The following is a 14,109-nucleotide window of genomic DNA, read 5'->3' on the forward strand; positions in this document are numbered from 1 at the left end:
TAATGCAATATTTACCCCGTATGTGTCCTTTCCCCCTCGATGATACGACGCGACCCCATGACTAACGGATTGTCCCTGCAGCCTCTCCAGCGTCGACAAAGACGTCAGCAGCAGGTGCTGAGCTTTGAACTGTGTGAAGAAAGGGCATTGTTAGCCGTCTTGGATTTGATGCCTGGTGCCGCCGCGGGAACGATTACGGACGAGAACGGTACTACGGTCATTACGGTTGCTCCCGATCAAGTGATCGACTTGACGGCCGAACTCGAATCGACTGAAACACCGATTACCGGCTATCAAATTAATTTCGGCAATTCCGCTTCGTCCCTGGTGTTGGCCAACTGGACCAACAATGACAAAAGCTTTTCGTTGGCGGTCGATTCCACGCTCGATCACACGCAGGATGATCGTTTCGTCGCGGCCATTGGTTTTTCGGGCATCCCGGCTCCGCCCACAACAGCCCTAGGAACCTTCCAAGTATCGGCCCCGACCACCGAAGGGGATTACCTACTTACGCTCGACTTCACAACGGGTGGCGAAACGGAGAACACCATCCTTTCCGATGGCTTGGGCAATGCCGTTCCGATCACGGACTTTGGAAATCTGATCATACGGGTACAGATTCCCAACGATCCGCCCACCATTTCCAAGGTCGATGACGTGACGATCGACGAAGATGCGATGACCGGCGATCTCCCCTTTACGGTAGGAGACACCGAATCGAGTGCTGATTCACTCGTGGTCACGGCAAGTTCCGACGATCAGGCACTTGTTCCTGATGAGAACATTATCATCATTGGCACTGGTACCCACCGCACAGTGAAGGTGACGCCGCTCGCAGATCAAAATGGCTCAGCAGTCATCACGTTAGTCGTCTCTGATGGGGTTAAGATTACGGAAGAGTCATTCACCGTGAACGTCACACCTGTCAACGACGCTCCGACCATCACGGCGATTGATGACACCAACATCGACGAAGATACGACGACCGGAGATCTCGCGTTTACGATCGGAGACTTGGAAACCAGTACCGATTTGTTGATCGTCTCCGCGTCGTCCGACAATCAGGCCCTGGTACCTGACGGCAACATCGTTATCACCGGCACCGAAGCCAATCGTACCGTGAGGGTCACTCCTCCAGCGAATCAATACGGATCTGCCCTGATCACTCTGGTGGTATCGGATGGTGATAAGACAACCGAGACAGCGTTTGCACTCGACGTCACGCCGATCAACGACCCGCCGACCGGAATTCAATTGTCGGCCAATACTTTCGATGAGAACGTTGACGCGGCGGTGGTAGCGTCAATCACGGTGGACGATGTTGATTCCGCTGATACTTACTCATTCGACATTTCGGACAATCGCTTCGAGATAGTCAATGGCGACTTGAAACTTAAATCAGGCAACGTCATCGACTTCGAGGTGGAGCCGGAAATTTCCGTCACTATTGGGGCTACGGACTCGGGAAATCTGTTCGTTGAGGAGACTTTCCTGCTGGAAGTCGTCAACAAGAATGATATGCCGGAAGTCAACCAAACCATATCTGAGGTTATAGCTGACTTGGGCGATCCAGCAGTATCCATTGACGTTAGCGATGTCTTTCGTGACCAAGACATCGCATCGATGGGGGATGTCTTAACCGTTACCGTCGCCCAGAATTCCAATCCAGGTGTCGTTACGGCAGCAGTGATCGATAACGACCTGGAACTGGAGTTTTCCACGATCAGCTTTGGATCATCGGTGATTACGCTGAGGGCAACCGACAGCCAAAACGATTTCGTCGAAACCAGTTTTCAGGTGACAGTCAAGCTGGACAGTTCGGTCTCTGTTAAAATCTCGTCGCTGAGTGATAGTGGGGCGATTGGATCTGTACGCACCATCGATCTGACGCCCAAGGTTTTGCATGAATGGCAAAACGCAATCGCAGGCATCTGGGTAACCGTTGGCGACGAAATCCCCACGGTTCCCTTCGATTTGACGGTTCAGCTCGATTGGTCGCCGCTTCGGTATGAAACTGCGGAATTGATTGACTTCTTGGGGGCTGACGCAGCGGTTAACACAACGCTGGGGCAGGATGCAGCCACGTCCGACGTCACACTGGTAGGAGTCGATCTTTCCGGCTACTCCATTGGCGAAAACGTCTTGGTTGGCCGGGTTGCCCTGAATGTGGATGCGGAAGATCTGATCGGCGTCCCGATGGATGCCGCGGGAGTGTATCCGACATTGGTCGAAGATATCGGATTTGCCTTAAATTCGGCCGCTTTGGTGGTTGATAATGTCGACCTAAAAACAGCGCCGACCCCCCAGGTTGATTTATCGCCTGTGATTTACGACGCAGATGATAGCGGCCGCGTTGGGATCTCCGATTTTGCGCTCTTCATCCGCAACTACGGTAGGCTCACCGATGGCTCTAATCCAGATAGTTACAGGTTTGACTACGATCGCTCTGGACGTGTTGGGATTTCTGATTTTGCCCTTCTGATTCAACACTATAGTAGAAGTAAACCCAACGATCGATTTGTCAACATGCCCGGTTTGACCTCTCCATTGAGCGGGGCCAGTGCCTCGCCACTGCTGGAGGGAGAACCGGACGGTGATTTAGCTCCCTCAACGAGTAACCTGCCCGCAACGCCGGCAAGCGGCGCCGCAAACGAGAATACGATATTCATCTTACCAGTATCACCGCTGGAAGATCGGTCAGCGGGGGCCGCCATTTCTGATAAAGATCTCCAGCCGCTGAGATATCGAGTCGATGACGAGCACGCTTCATTGGAGGTCGATGCTGACCAGTTCTTTCAGGTCTACGAGCATGTCCTGAATGCGGAATTTGAACTGATCGAGCACTATGTTGACGAAGAATGTGTTTTTCCCGATGTGCTGGATGAATCGCTAAAAGACTTCTGGGAAGAGTAATCGCAAGACGATGCCCTGCTCCTCTAAGGTTGAAGGCGTTTTACATACAGATAATAAGCCCCACAGACTTCGTCGCCGTTTTCATCCAATAAGTAGGACTGAATTTCGATCGGCCCCTTGCGTAGGTTCTGCCGCGTCAGAAAAGCTGTCTGCTCTTGATTTGGGCTTTCGATCGGCGAAACCGTATCTCCGATTCGAAGCTTTGCCTTGTGGATTGGCAGTGCGGTGCCAGCGACGAAGGTTCCGTCGGTAACCTGCTTCGCCTGGCATCCCTTAGCGAGTTTCAGGCCGCTTTCTCGGGGCCATCGCCTCAGTTCGAACTCGTATAGTCCCGGTTGGTCGATCTGAACATGCCAGGCACCATTCTTGCGCACGCCGCGTCGAATCTGAACCTGTTGATCGACGAACACATCCAGCCATTCGCAGCCTGATAAAAGAATGGGATTCTCCTCGTCGCTTCCCACGATGACTCGTTGAGGTTCGAGGACATCGTGGCGGACTTCTTCCCACCAACGATTGAGGTGCGAACGCATCTTGGCAACAATTTCGGGGTTTTGGGCCGCCACATCATGATCCTGGTGGATGTCTGTTTCGACATTGTACAGCTCCCGATTTTCGATCAGTCGCCAATGCTTCCACATCACACAGGCCCCATCCCGCTGGGGAATAGCTGGATTATCGTTCGTATAGGTCACCTTAAAAGTGGGCATCCGACTATAGTTAATCACCAGCATGCGATCAACCAAACGGCTCGATCGATCATCGATCAAAGGACGCAGACTTGTTCCATCTAACTTCGCCGGTAAGTGACGATTGATACCGCACAGGTCGGCCAGCGTCGGCATCAGGTCCTGGACATGACTCAGGGCAACTATCTCACCAGGATTCGTAATGCCGTTGGGCCAGCGGATAAAGCATGGAACGCGATGTCCACCTTCCCACAGCGTCGTCTTGTTGCCACGCATCTGCGCGTTGTAGTAGTGAATGCCCATCGTACTACCGTTGTCGGTCAGAAAGACGACAACGGTGTTCTCCTTCTGCCCCGTCTTTTCCAGAAACGCATCCAGGCGGCCTACGTTATCGTCAATATTTGCCCCCATCGCCAAAAAACTAACCAGGTCCTTTTTCTTGTTGGGGCCAAGTGATTTGACGACTTCCGGATGAGCGTTCAAGGCGTCTCGGATGGCATCGCGGTAAGAATCTGGCACGAACCAAGGCCAGTGTGCCGCGTTCAACGCGATATATGCAAAGAACGGACGTTCGTCCTGTGGATTGCCTGCCCACTTGATTGCTTCGCGAAAAAAAACATCGGTGCAATACCCTTGGTATTTTTCGCGTTTCGTGTTGTGAATGTAGGTATCCTCGAAATAGTCGTTGTCCCAGTAGTCAGGCACACTGTTGATGTGTGATGAAGGGAACCAGAGTGCCTCGTCGAATCCCCGATCTTCGGGCCTGAACGGATAGTTGTCTCCCAGGTGCCACTTACCAAAATGCCCGGTTCGATAGCCTGCGTCCCGAAACATGTTCGCCATGGTTTTCAATTCAGGCCGCAGCAGCGTTCGGCCGCTACTGACATTGATTGCTCCATTGCGAAACGCATCCAGACCGCTCATCAATTGGCCGCGAGTGGGCGTACACATGGGCGATACGTGAAAGTCGACCAACCGGACGCCTTCTTTGGCCAGGCGGTCGATGTTCGGTGTGCTGGTAATGGGATTGCCATGGCACGAAAACTCACCGTAGCCTTGATCGTCGGTCATGATGACGACGACATTCGGACGCTCGTCCGCATAGGCAACACGAGAGGCAATCACGCTGATCCCACAAATGAACCCGATGGCCAGAGTCGTAATTGGTTTCATGATGAATGTTTTTCTCTCGAGGTATAAGATTTGAGGAGAAAGATGTTTCAAGGAGTCGTTTTCAATTACGTTCGGAAGCGGTTGCGGAGGGAGTCGATCAGGACGGCGACGACAATCACGCTTCCGGTGATGATCTGTTTGTTGGCATCAGATACGCCGATCTGGGCCAGTCCGGTTTGCAGGACGGAAATGATCAACACCCCGATAAACGAACTGATGACGCTGCCGCGGCCACCCATCAAACTGGTTCCGCCAATCACGCAGGCAGCAATTGCCAACAACTCCAGCCCAATCGCCGCGTTGGGATCGGCACTGGAGAGACGAGAAGTCTGGGCAAGTCCTGCTAGTCCGCACAGAAGTCCACTCAAAGTAAACACTGCAATGGAATAGGGAGCAGTCCGAATGCCTGACATACGCACGGCTTCTTCGTTTGTCCCGATCGCGATGCAGTAACGACCGAACACGGTTCGGGAAAGCAGAAATTGGCCCAACACCACAGCACAAAACGCAAGCAGGAATGCTGTCGATAAATGGAGATAGGGAAGCGGATCGGCAATCACTTCGACCTTCGATCCGATATACTTCGTCTGAGAATCGGTAACGACCTTAGTCGCTCCGCGAGCGATTTCGAGCATTCCTAGCGTGACGATAAACGAAGGAATACGGAAGCCCACCGAGACACATCCGTTGAATAGCCCGCACATAGCACCCGTCAGTAGACACGCGGGAATGGCAGACCACAGGGGCCAGTTAGCGTCAACCATCAACGCACCTAAAACGGCTGATGAAAGTGCCAGAATCGAGCCGACTGAAAGATCGATTCCGCCGACCACCAGAATGAAGGTTATGCCCACCGCCACCAGCGTCAGGTCGGGAATCTGGTTCGCGATGGTCGTGAACGTTGATCTCTGCAAGAAGTTTTCGCTCAGTCCGCTAAATACGCCCACCATGATGACCAGCACCAGGCACAGCCCGCCATATTGCAAAAACATTTCCTTGATGGCTTTTGGATTCATGCCTCGGCACTCCGCTCAAGGTACCCGGAAAACGCCGCTTGCATAATCAACTTGTGGGACATGTCCGGTTGCTGGAAGGTCTTAACCAATTTGCCGTTCGACATCACGGCAATTCGATCACAGGTTTCCAGTAACTCTTCCAGGTCGCTACTGACGATCACGATTCCTTTGCCCTCAGCTGCCAGGCTGTCGATTAGGCGGTAAATCCGCCGGCGTGCCGGGACATCGATTCCGCGCGTCGGCTCGTCGAACAGGAAAACGCGAGCATCGGTTGCCAGCCAGCGAGCAATCACCACTTTCTGCTGGTTCCCTCCGCTAAGAGTGCCCGTCAGTTGCCTGCGGTCGGTACAGCGGATTTCCATCGATTCACAATATCGATCCGTCGCTTCGCTCTCCGCGTGAAATCGGATCATGCCAGCGTGGCTGAATCGTTGGCTCATGGCTGCCAGGGTTGTATTGACCTGTATCGATTGAGGAAGCAGCAATCCATTCTTTTTGCGATCTTCAGTAACCATCGCAATGCCGGCGGACACTGCCTCGTGAGGATGGCGAAACCGTTTCGGTGTGTCGTCGCCGGATACGTAGACAGAACCGGACGAAGCGACGTCGGCACCGAAGATAAGACGCAGCAATTCCGTCCGTCCAGAGCCGACCAAGCCAGCGATCCCCAGACGTTCTCCTGGTCGAACGTGAAACGAGACATCGTCTACCATGCCGCCAGAGATGTTCTCGACGCGTAGGGCAAGGCTGGCTGGTGAACTGCACTCGCCGCTAGCCCACGGCTGGCTGGTCGCGTGCGAAGGTGAAGTATGCCGATGATCACCGGTCATCAATTCGACCATTTCGTTCGTGGTTAGTTCTGCCGTCGGATACGTGCCGATCATGCTTCCATCACGCAAAAACGAGATCCGATCAGAGATCCGCGAGACTTCATCCAGGCGATGGCTGATATAGATGATGCCGACACCCTCGTTCCGCAGTTTGTGGAGCCACTTGAACAGGGAATCGGCTTCAGCAGCGCTCAATGCGGCCGTCGGCTCGTCGAGGATTAACAGGAGACACTTTCGATGCATCGCAGCTGCGATTTCAATCATCTGTTGCTGACCCACGCCTAGGGTCTCGACGATTGATTCGGTCGGAATATCCTGCAAATCGAATCGGTCGAGTGCCTCGCGAGCTTGGCGATGGAGTTCTCGTCGCCGAATGACGCCGCCTAGTGTCGGAAGCCTGGTCAGCAGTAGGTTCTCTGCTACATTCAACGTCGGGATAAGATTGAATTCCTGTTGAACGATTTCAATCCCGGCCGCTTCTGCTTCTCGTTTTGATTTGGGCGTATAAGACTGGCCGTGGACCGTCATCTCACCAGAAGTCGGAGTGACGAGCCCTGCAATGATTCGCACTAAGGTGCTCTTCCCTGCCCCGTTACCTCCTAAGAGCGCGTGGATCTCTCCTTTTCGCACACTCAGCGAGCCATCACGCAAAACTAACGCCTCGCCATACTGCTTGGTGATGCCAGTGGTTTTCAGCAAGATCGACGTCGATTCGTTCACGGAGCAAGTGACTCCTGCGTGATTAAATCGACCGGTGTTTCGACATCTTCGATCGCCGCATTGGGGTCCTCAATCAGCTTCAAGGCGTTTTGGATCCCATAAACTGCCAGTTGATCCCCATGTTGGTCGGCGGTAGCCAAAACCTTCCCGTCCTTGATGGCCTGCTGAACCGCCGAGATGTTGTCGAAGCCGACGACCATGACGTCGTTGGTTCGGCCGGAACTCTTCACCGCGGCAACTGCCCCTAAGGCCATGCTATCATTCGCGGCCAGGATCGCTTTCACTTCGGGGTGCTCGCTGAGCATCGAGGATGCAATCGTATTGGCTTTGCTCATCTCCCATTCGGCGGACTGGTGATCGACGACCTTAATTCCGGCATCGGTCATCGCTTCCTGAAATCCGGCAAGCCGTTGTTGACCATTGAAGGAAGTGCGCACGCCTTCCAGGATGCACACCGAATCACCGGCCGCCATCTTACCTGCCAGGTAAGCGCCAACTTGCTTCGCACCGGCTTTGTTATCGGGACCAACGAAAGGTATTTCGACTCCTTCCGTGGCGAGTACCTCGGTATCGAGGCGATTGTCGATATTGATGACGACTACGCCTGCCTCTTTAGCCCTACGTAGCACAGGTACGAGGGCTTTTGAGTCGGCCGGCGCGATCACGATCGCATCGACGTTGGTGGCGATCATTTCTTCGACGAGAGACACCTGACGGCTGATGTCGCGTTCGTCCTTGATGCCGTTGACCACAAGATCAAACTGATCAGGATGTTCGGCTTGGTAGTCTTTGGCACCATCGGCCATGGTCGAGAAGAACTCATTGGCCAGCGACTTCATGATCAGTGCGATTCGTGGTTTCTTGACTTCCGTAGACGAACCCGTTCCATCTGCCGAATTCGACGATTCCGAGTTGCAGCCGGAAAGAAGCAAGATGAGCAATAGTCCTGAAATTAGCTTCTTCATTTTAAGGATTCCCAAAGACGTTCGATTTCAGATCGCGTGCCCATGCTTGGCTGCGCGCCCATGCGGGACGCTGCTATCGCTCCCGCTGCATTGCCAAAACGTACCGCATCGTCGAGATTTCCATGCTGAGCCCAGTGAACGGCCAGGGCCCCGGCAAAAGCATCACCGGCGGCTGTCGTATCGACTACATTGGTAGAGAAGGCGGGAATCATCCGTCCGCCACTTTCATCAAATAGAAAGGAGCCAAGTCCGCCCAGTGTGATGACCACATGCCGGGCTCCTTTCGAGTGTAGGGACTGTGCGGCGGCCAGCGCCTGCTCTGGGGAGTCGATAGCGATGCCTGTCAACTGTTCAGCTTCGTATTCGTTAGGGCAAATCAAATCGACTTGCAGTAGAGCGGATGGCAAATCATCAGGGACAGGTGCAGGATCGAGAATGACGCGAACATTCGCAGCTTTTGCGATCTGGACAACTTCCTGTACCGTTTCCAGAGGGATCTCCAGCTGTAACAGGACGACATCACTGGACTCAATCACGTTTCGCAGTTGCCGAGCATCTTCAGGTGTGAATCGGCCGTTGGCCCCTTCGACAAAAACAATCGAGTTTTGCCCGGTCTGATCCAGCATGATCAGCGCCAGCCCGCTCTCGCAGTTGGGCGTCGTCAGCACGTGGCTGCAATCTACCCCGTGTTCTTTCAGGCTTCCGGTCAGCCGATCGGCGAAGGCATCGTCCCCGACACGTCCCAGCATCGACACCTGTGCACCAACCTTCGCGGCGGAAACTGCCTGATTGGCTCCTTTGCCGCCGGAGATCTCGTTGTAGGATTGAGCGACGATCGTTGTTCCAGGTTTGGGAAACTGAGTACATCGCAGCACAAGATCCATGTTGATCGACCCCGCCACGACGATCTTGGGTTGGACGTGCGGACCCTGCATTTGACTACCTTTCACCGGTGGATTGGACAGCGGAGCCGTTTGGCGGCTCGCTGGAAAGCAGGGTCAACGCCTCGGTAACGCGAGATTTCTGATCGTCGCGTAGAATCAAGTAGCGATCGCGTCCCCCTTCTTTCGGTTCGAAGGTTGTGTAGCCGTCTTCAAGCACCGTTACTTGCCCAGCTGGCGAGAGGTCGAAGTAGTGGTGATTGGGCCGAACGGCCATTAGGACCGACGTCAAATCCCAGGTCGGACGATCATGGGGGGGCGGAATGTATAGCTCGTAGGCCTCGGCCACCGGATGGTGTTCGACATAGCCGAAGTCGCGCTCGATGCTTTCATGAGGGTAGGTCAGATTTAGACCAATCTCAAATCCGCTCCAAACGATAGGAGTTGGCCACTGGGAAGCCAGTCGGCGGGCAGAGGGAATATCTTTGAAGACGTTATACTCGCGGTACAGCTTGGGTTCGCCTGTCTTACGGTCGGGGATCTTCTCGAAAGCCGCGGCCATGACCGATAGCAGGCGTACCTTTTGTTGGACCAACTCCATGCCTGTCAGTGGACTGACGTCGTCGGCCGGAGACTCGATGAGATTCGCCAGGTTCGTTGAGAAGCCGACCTGGCAAATCACAACCGAACCATCCTCCGACTCTACTAAAGCTTTTCGTAAGACATCGACCGCATTGGGTGCTTGCTTGCCTGAGGCCAGATCGTGCGGATAACGTAGCTCGCCGTCATCAGCAGTCGTGGCCAATCCATTAAACTTGCCTTGTTCCGGCGTGACGCCGCTATGGCATACGCCGATAGGTATGTCGCCTCGCCCGTAAAACGTGTTAATACAATCGGTAAACGGAGCGGCTAATTCATGATCCTTGGTAATCGTGACGGCCAGAAGTTCACACTCCCCCCGCGACTGAAGAGCATGAATCATCGCGAGCGCGAGGACATCGTCACAGTCGTTACCAATATCAGTATCAAAGATCAATGGAACAGGCTTGTTGGGTTCATCTGCCAACGATACTCGGGGGAAGAGCAGACCGACGCTCGTAAGCAAGAACCACAGCAGTAGTTCACGTTTCATGATAGGGACATCTTTCCAACAGAGGCTCTGTTGAGGAGGGTGACAGGAACTTTGTGCATCTTCTGAACGGGAGATTTGCCTTGCGAAAGCTGATCGATGACGAGGGAAGCTGCTAGCCGCCCGAGTTCAAGCACGTCTTGCGACACCGTCGTCAACGGAACCTGCATGAAGTCGGCAAATGCCACGTCATCGAAACAGACGAGCGACAGATCATCCGGTACGCGCAATCCCAATTCGATGGCAGCCTGATAGGCACCGAACGCGTTGGGAGTGCTCATGGCGAACAACGCGGTGATTTGGGGATTGGTGGTCAGCAATTTGCGCGCCGACTCATATCCCGACTCGTACGAAAACTCATTGCCGGCGACCATGACAGGATGAAGTCGGACGCCAACTTCCGCCAGGGCTTCTTTCACCCCTTGTAATCGTTGATCGCAGGGAAGTGTACCCGCGATCCCTTGTAACACGCCGATGTGTCGATGGCCATTACGTAGCAGTAGGTCCATTGCAGTACGCGTTCCAGTGATGTGATCGGAGGTGACCTGGACCATCGAGGATTTCGCCTTACACCGATCGACAACCACCAGAGGAATTCCTTGTTGGTGAACGTTTTCGAGGTGTTCAAAGTCCAGACCGACTGGGCAAACGATCAAGGCTTCAACGCTGCGAGTCGTTAACTGATCGATCAGATTCTTCTCTTTCTCGACCGAGCCCCCACTGTCAGCCAGGATGGCCGAAAAGCCTTCGGCCTCGGCGGCAACGGTCACCGAACGTGCAATCGAGGAGAAGAACGGATTGGAGAGATCCGGAACGATAATTCCAAACAGCCCGGTCCGCTTTAGTCGTAACGATCGCGCCACCTGGCTAGGGCGAAAGCCCAACTTGTCGGCCGAATCGCGAACCAGCTGGGCCGTCGCACGACTAATTCGATACTTCTCGGCTAGTCCATTGAGCACACGGGAAGCGGTCGAGACGCTGACGTTGGCCTCACGGGCGACATCGCTCAAAGTCGAATTGGAATGGGCTTCAGGCACGAAATGGGCCAGGGAAGAAGTACTGAAAAGTGGCGAAAACTACGTTGCACAATCGATTGTGCAATATGTTACTAAAAAAAATCGCGTTTTCAAGTAGCGCTCGCGAATTGCCCGTCAAGGCAGCTCAAGCCCATCCCAGTCCTTCAACTTCCGAGCATCGTAGGGGTAAGATTTCGCCGCCGATTATTTATTTTGAAACAGATCGGCACTGGGCCAGCGGTCCTCAAAGTTACGCACGCGCTCTTCGACTGGCGGTTTGACATTGGGCCAGTTCTGAGGGCGAATGCGGACAACACGACCTGGGCGGAAGCCTTCCAGGATCAGAGGGACCTCGAACTGGATTTGGATCCCGCTGCTGCCCAGCGGAGGATCTGCGTCGACCTTTTCGACGGAAGTGATCTTGCCGTCCATGCCATCGTGGTCGGGCCACCAAGTGCGTAGCGTATTCTCGGCGGCTGCCATCTTGCCGCCGACACCAGGCTTGAAATCGGCGTAGAGCGATCGATCCATTCCGCCGAACAAGGTGGCCGTGACGGTTGCCTGACCAAACTCTCCGTATTGGACCTCTTCGACTCGGGCGGGCATCCAGCGGGTACGAATATGGCGGATGTGACGCCCTCGTTGTCGCGCGGAGGCGACGCTCATCGCCGTTTCGTCGAGCCAAATATCGGCCACGTGGAACTGTTGGTAAAGGTACCGCGGATGCCAGGCCAGAGCGAGTTGAACGGCCTGGCCATCCAACTGTTTCTGGCCATTGGCAGGCCAGGTTCCTTCCCCCACAAGCTCGTCCATACCTAGTAGCTCGTGGCCACGCCATATGCGTGTTGAACCATCGATGGTGAGCTTATGCTCGCCGCCGAGTCCATCCCCTCCCTCTTCTCGATCGAGGCTGGCGACCAACTCCCCTTCGGCACCATGAATAATCACTTCCTTGAGCTTCCAGGCTTTTTTTTCACGAAGACATAGGCTCGGTCCATCCTCCAACAGGATCGCATGGTTCTCACGAGGTGCAGTCACGTTGTTGCCGTTGACGTTTGGAACTGCGGAAGTCTTGGGATCAGGCGGCAAGTAAAATTGCCCATATAGAACCGTACCGATTGGAATGTCACGCAACTCGGCTGGAGCGCCGTGGTAGTAGATTTCGCCGTAAGGAAGCATCGCAAAGTGATGAAGATGTCCTTCGTGATAGTGGTCGTCGACATGCAGCCGCAGGCTTCCGCGCCGGTTCACATGATCGACGAAGACTAGTTCACCGCGGTACGCTTTCGCCTGGTCAATGGATGGAAAAGACTCAGGCGAAGGGCGAAACGGTTCTTGAGCGCGAAGATCGTTAACGTTTGCCAAAAGAAATAACGCACAACTAATGCGGGCTAGCAAGAGAATGCAACGGGAAGCGATTGCACGATTTCTTGGTTGATTGGATCGACTCATCCTAGTTCCAGTTCGCTGTTACTGTCCCCGAAACGCTCTGTTTCCACACCCATCTTTTGCGCCATCGTCAGTAAAAGATTACTCATGTGAGCGTTGGTGTTAACCGGACGACTGCAAAGGTGATAGTGCTTGCCGGGCGTGTCGAGCTGGTAGCCATCAAAGTGCCCCTGGTTTAGATCGATGTGACGACCATGTTTCAATCCGCAACCGGTCCCCCCTGCCAGAACAAGGGGCAGATTGGCGTTGCCGTGGCCGTGCCCGTAAGCCATGCCGCTGCCGAACAACGACATGGTCGTTTCGAGCAGAGGGCGACCGTTGAGATCTGGCGTCTCCGCCAGTCGCGTTAAGAAGTAGCTAAACTGCTCGACGCTGAACGCGTCGCTCTGCGTGAGCTTCTCCATGTGCCCTGGGTCGCCATTATGATGGCTGAGTTCATGGCGCGACTGCGAGATGCCCAGTTCCGGAATCGGAAGCCCCTGACCTTCGATACCGCTGCTAAAGGTAACTACGCGGGTCGCGTCGGTCTGAAAAGCGAGCACGATTAAATCATAAATCGTACGGAAGTAATCACCGGCTTGGGTTTGCGGTACTTCACGGTCAGTGCGGCGGCGATCCTGTTCTAGGATTTCGGGACGCGGAACATCGAGCCAGGCATCAGCTCGTCTGGCCCGGATTTCCGTCTCGCGTACAGCGGTCAGGTATTGATTCATCCGCCCCTTGTCTTCGCTCCCCATCTTTCTCTCGAGGGAGCGGACTTCTTCCAGGTTGGCGTCCAATACGCTCTTCTTTCGGCGCAAGGCGCGTCGCTGCGCGGCAGTGCCGTTCTTGGGCTCTTCAAACAGGTAGGCGAAGATCTCGCTGCAGCGACTCATGCCTGGCAGGCGAATGCCGTCTTCTGTCCATGCCAGCGACTCGCCTTTGTTGGCGATTTCGAGCGAATGAAAACGCGTATGCGGCGAAGTCACTTCGGCCATCTTCTGGTCAACGGAAATCGTATTGCGATCGGTAGGACCAAGCTGACCACCGGTGAGCCAAATCTTTTGGCAGTTGTGATGATGTCCCAGGCCGCCTGGATGATGCATTCCGCTGATCGGCGTGATAACCCCTCGATGCTTCTCCAGCGGCTGGAGCGAGCGAGAAAAGACGTAATTTTCGCCTGGTGTGGTGATTTGATAGTCCAACGTGTTGACGCCGTTGGGAATATAGATGAACGCACTACGCCGAGGGGGCTCGATCTCGGCACCTATTATGGGACGCATGCAGTTAAGCACGGGGAGTGTAATGAAGCTGCCAAGCCCACGCAGTACATGGCGACGATCGATATG

Annotated in this window: 10 protein-coding genes; 1 reads left to right on the forward strand and 9 read right to left on the reverse strand. The window is 54.4% G+C overall.

Annotated elements, in window-relative coordinates; translation table 11 throughout:
• Positions 1 to 57: 57 nt before the first annotated feature.
• Positions 58 to 2,913 (forward strand): Ig-like domain-containing protein, encoded by a 2,856-nt coding sequence (locus Pan97_RS13130; RefSeq protein WP_144973227.1) that lies wholly within the window; start codon positions 58 to 60, stop codon positions 2,911 to 2,913.
• A gap of 23 nt (positions 2,914 to 2,936) precedes the next feature.
• On the opposite strand, the gene Pan97_RS13135 is transcribed toward Pan97_RS13130, so the two are convergent.
• The 9 genes from Pan97_RS13135 to Pan97_RS13175 form a co-directional block, all read right to left on the reverse strand.
• Complete coding sequence (locus tag Pan97_RS13135) at positions 2,937 to 4,775, reverse strand: arylsulfatase (protein ID WP_144973229.1); 1,839 nt, start codon at positions 4,773 to 4,775, stop codon at positions 2,937 to 2,939.
• 65 nt (positions 4,776 to 4,840) lie between these two features.
• Positions 4,841 to 5,791: an ABC transporter permease gene (locus Pan97_RS13140; RefSeq protein ID WP_144973231.1), complete on the reverse strand. Its 951-nt coding sequence runs from the start codon at positions 5,789 to 5,791 to the stop codon at positions 4,841 to 4,843.
• Positions 5,788 to 7,341, reverse strand: coding sequence for a sugar ABC transporter ATP-binding protein (locus Pan97_RS13145; protein ID WP_144973233.1), 1,554 nt, complete (start codon positions 7,339 to 7,341; stop codon positions 5,788 to 5,790). The genes Pan97_RS13140 and Pan97_RS13145 overlap by 4 nt, the downstream gene beginning before the upstream one ends.
• Entirely contained in the window at positions 7,338 to 8,306 is a 969-nt protein-coding gene (locus Pan97_RS13150; RefSeq protein WP_144973235.1) for a sugar ABC transporter substrate-binding protein, read from the reverse strand. The genes Pan97_RS13145 and Pan97_RS13150 overlap by 4 nt, the downstream gene beginning before the upstream one ends.
• Positions 8,303 to 9,241 (reverse strand): ribokinase, encoded by a 939-nt coding sequence (gene rbsK, locus Pan97_RS13155; protein WP_144973237.1) that lies wholly within the window; start codon positions 9,239 to 9,241, stop codon positions 8,303 to 8,305. Before rbsK ends, Pan97_RS13150 begins: the two co-directional genes overlap by 4 nt.
• A gap of 4 nt (positions 9,242 to 9,245) precedes the next feature.
• A complete protein-coding gene (locus Pan97_RS13160; protein ID WP_144973239.1) occupies positions 9,246 to 10,319 on the reverse strand; it encodes a nucleoside hydrolase in 1,074 nt (357 codons plus the stop codon).
• A complete protein-coding gene (locus Pan97_RS13165; RefSeq protein WP_144973241.1) occupies positions 10,316 to 11,353 on the reverse strand; it encodes a LacI family DNA-binding transcriptional regulator in 1,038 nt (345 codons plus the stop codon). The genes Pan97_RS13160 and Pan97_RS13165 overlap by 4 nt, the downstream gene beginning before the upstream one ends.
• Before the next feature lie 183 nt (positions 11,354 to 11,536).
• On the reverse strand, positions 11,537 to 12,697 hold the full coding sequence (locus Pan97_RS13170; RefSeq protein WP_206668931.1) for a hypothetical protein: 1,161 nt from the start codon (positions 12,695 to 12,697) through the stop codon (positions 11,537 to 11,539).
• A gap of 83 nt (positions 12,698 to 12,780) precedes the next feature.
• Entirely contained in the window at positions 12,781 to 14,043 is a 1,263-nt protein-coding gene (locus Pan97_RS13175; protein WP_241676396.1) for a DUF1552 domain-containing protein, read from the reverse strand.
• Positions 14,044 to 14,109: the final 66 nt, after the last annotated feature.

This window comes from Bremerella volcania, from assembly GCF_007748115.1.
GTDB lineage: Bacteria > Planctomycetota > Planctomycetia > Pirellulales > Pirellulaceae > Bremerella > Bremerella volcania.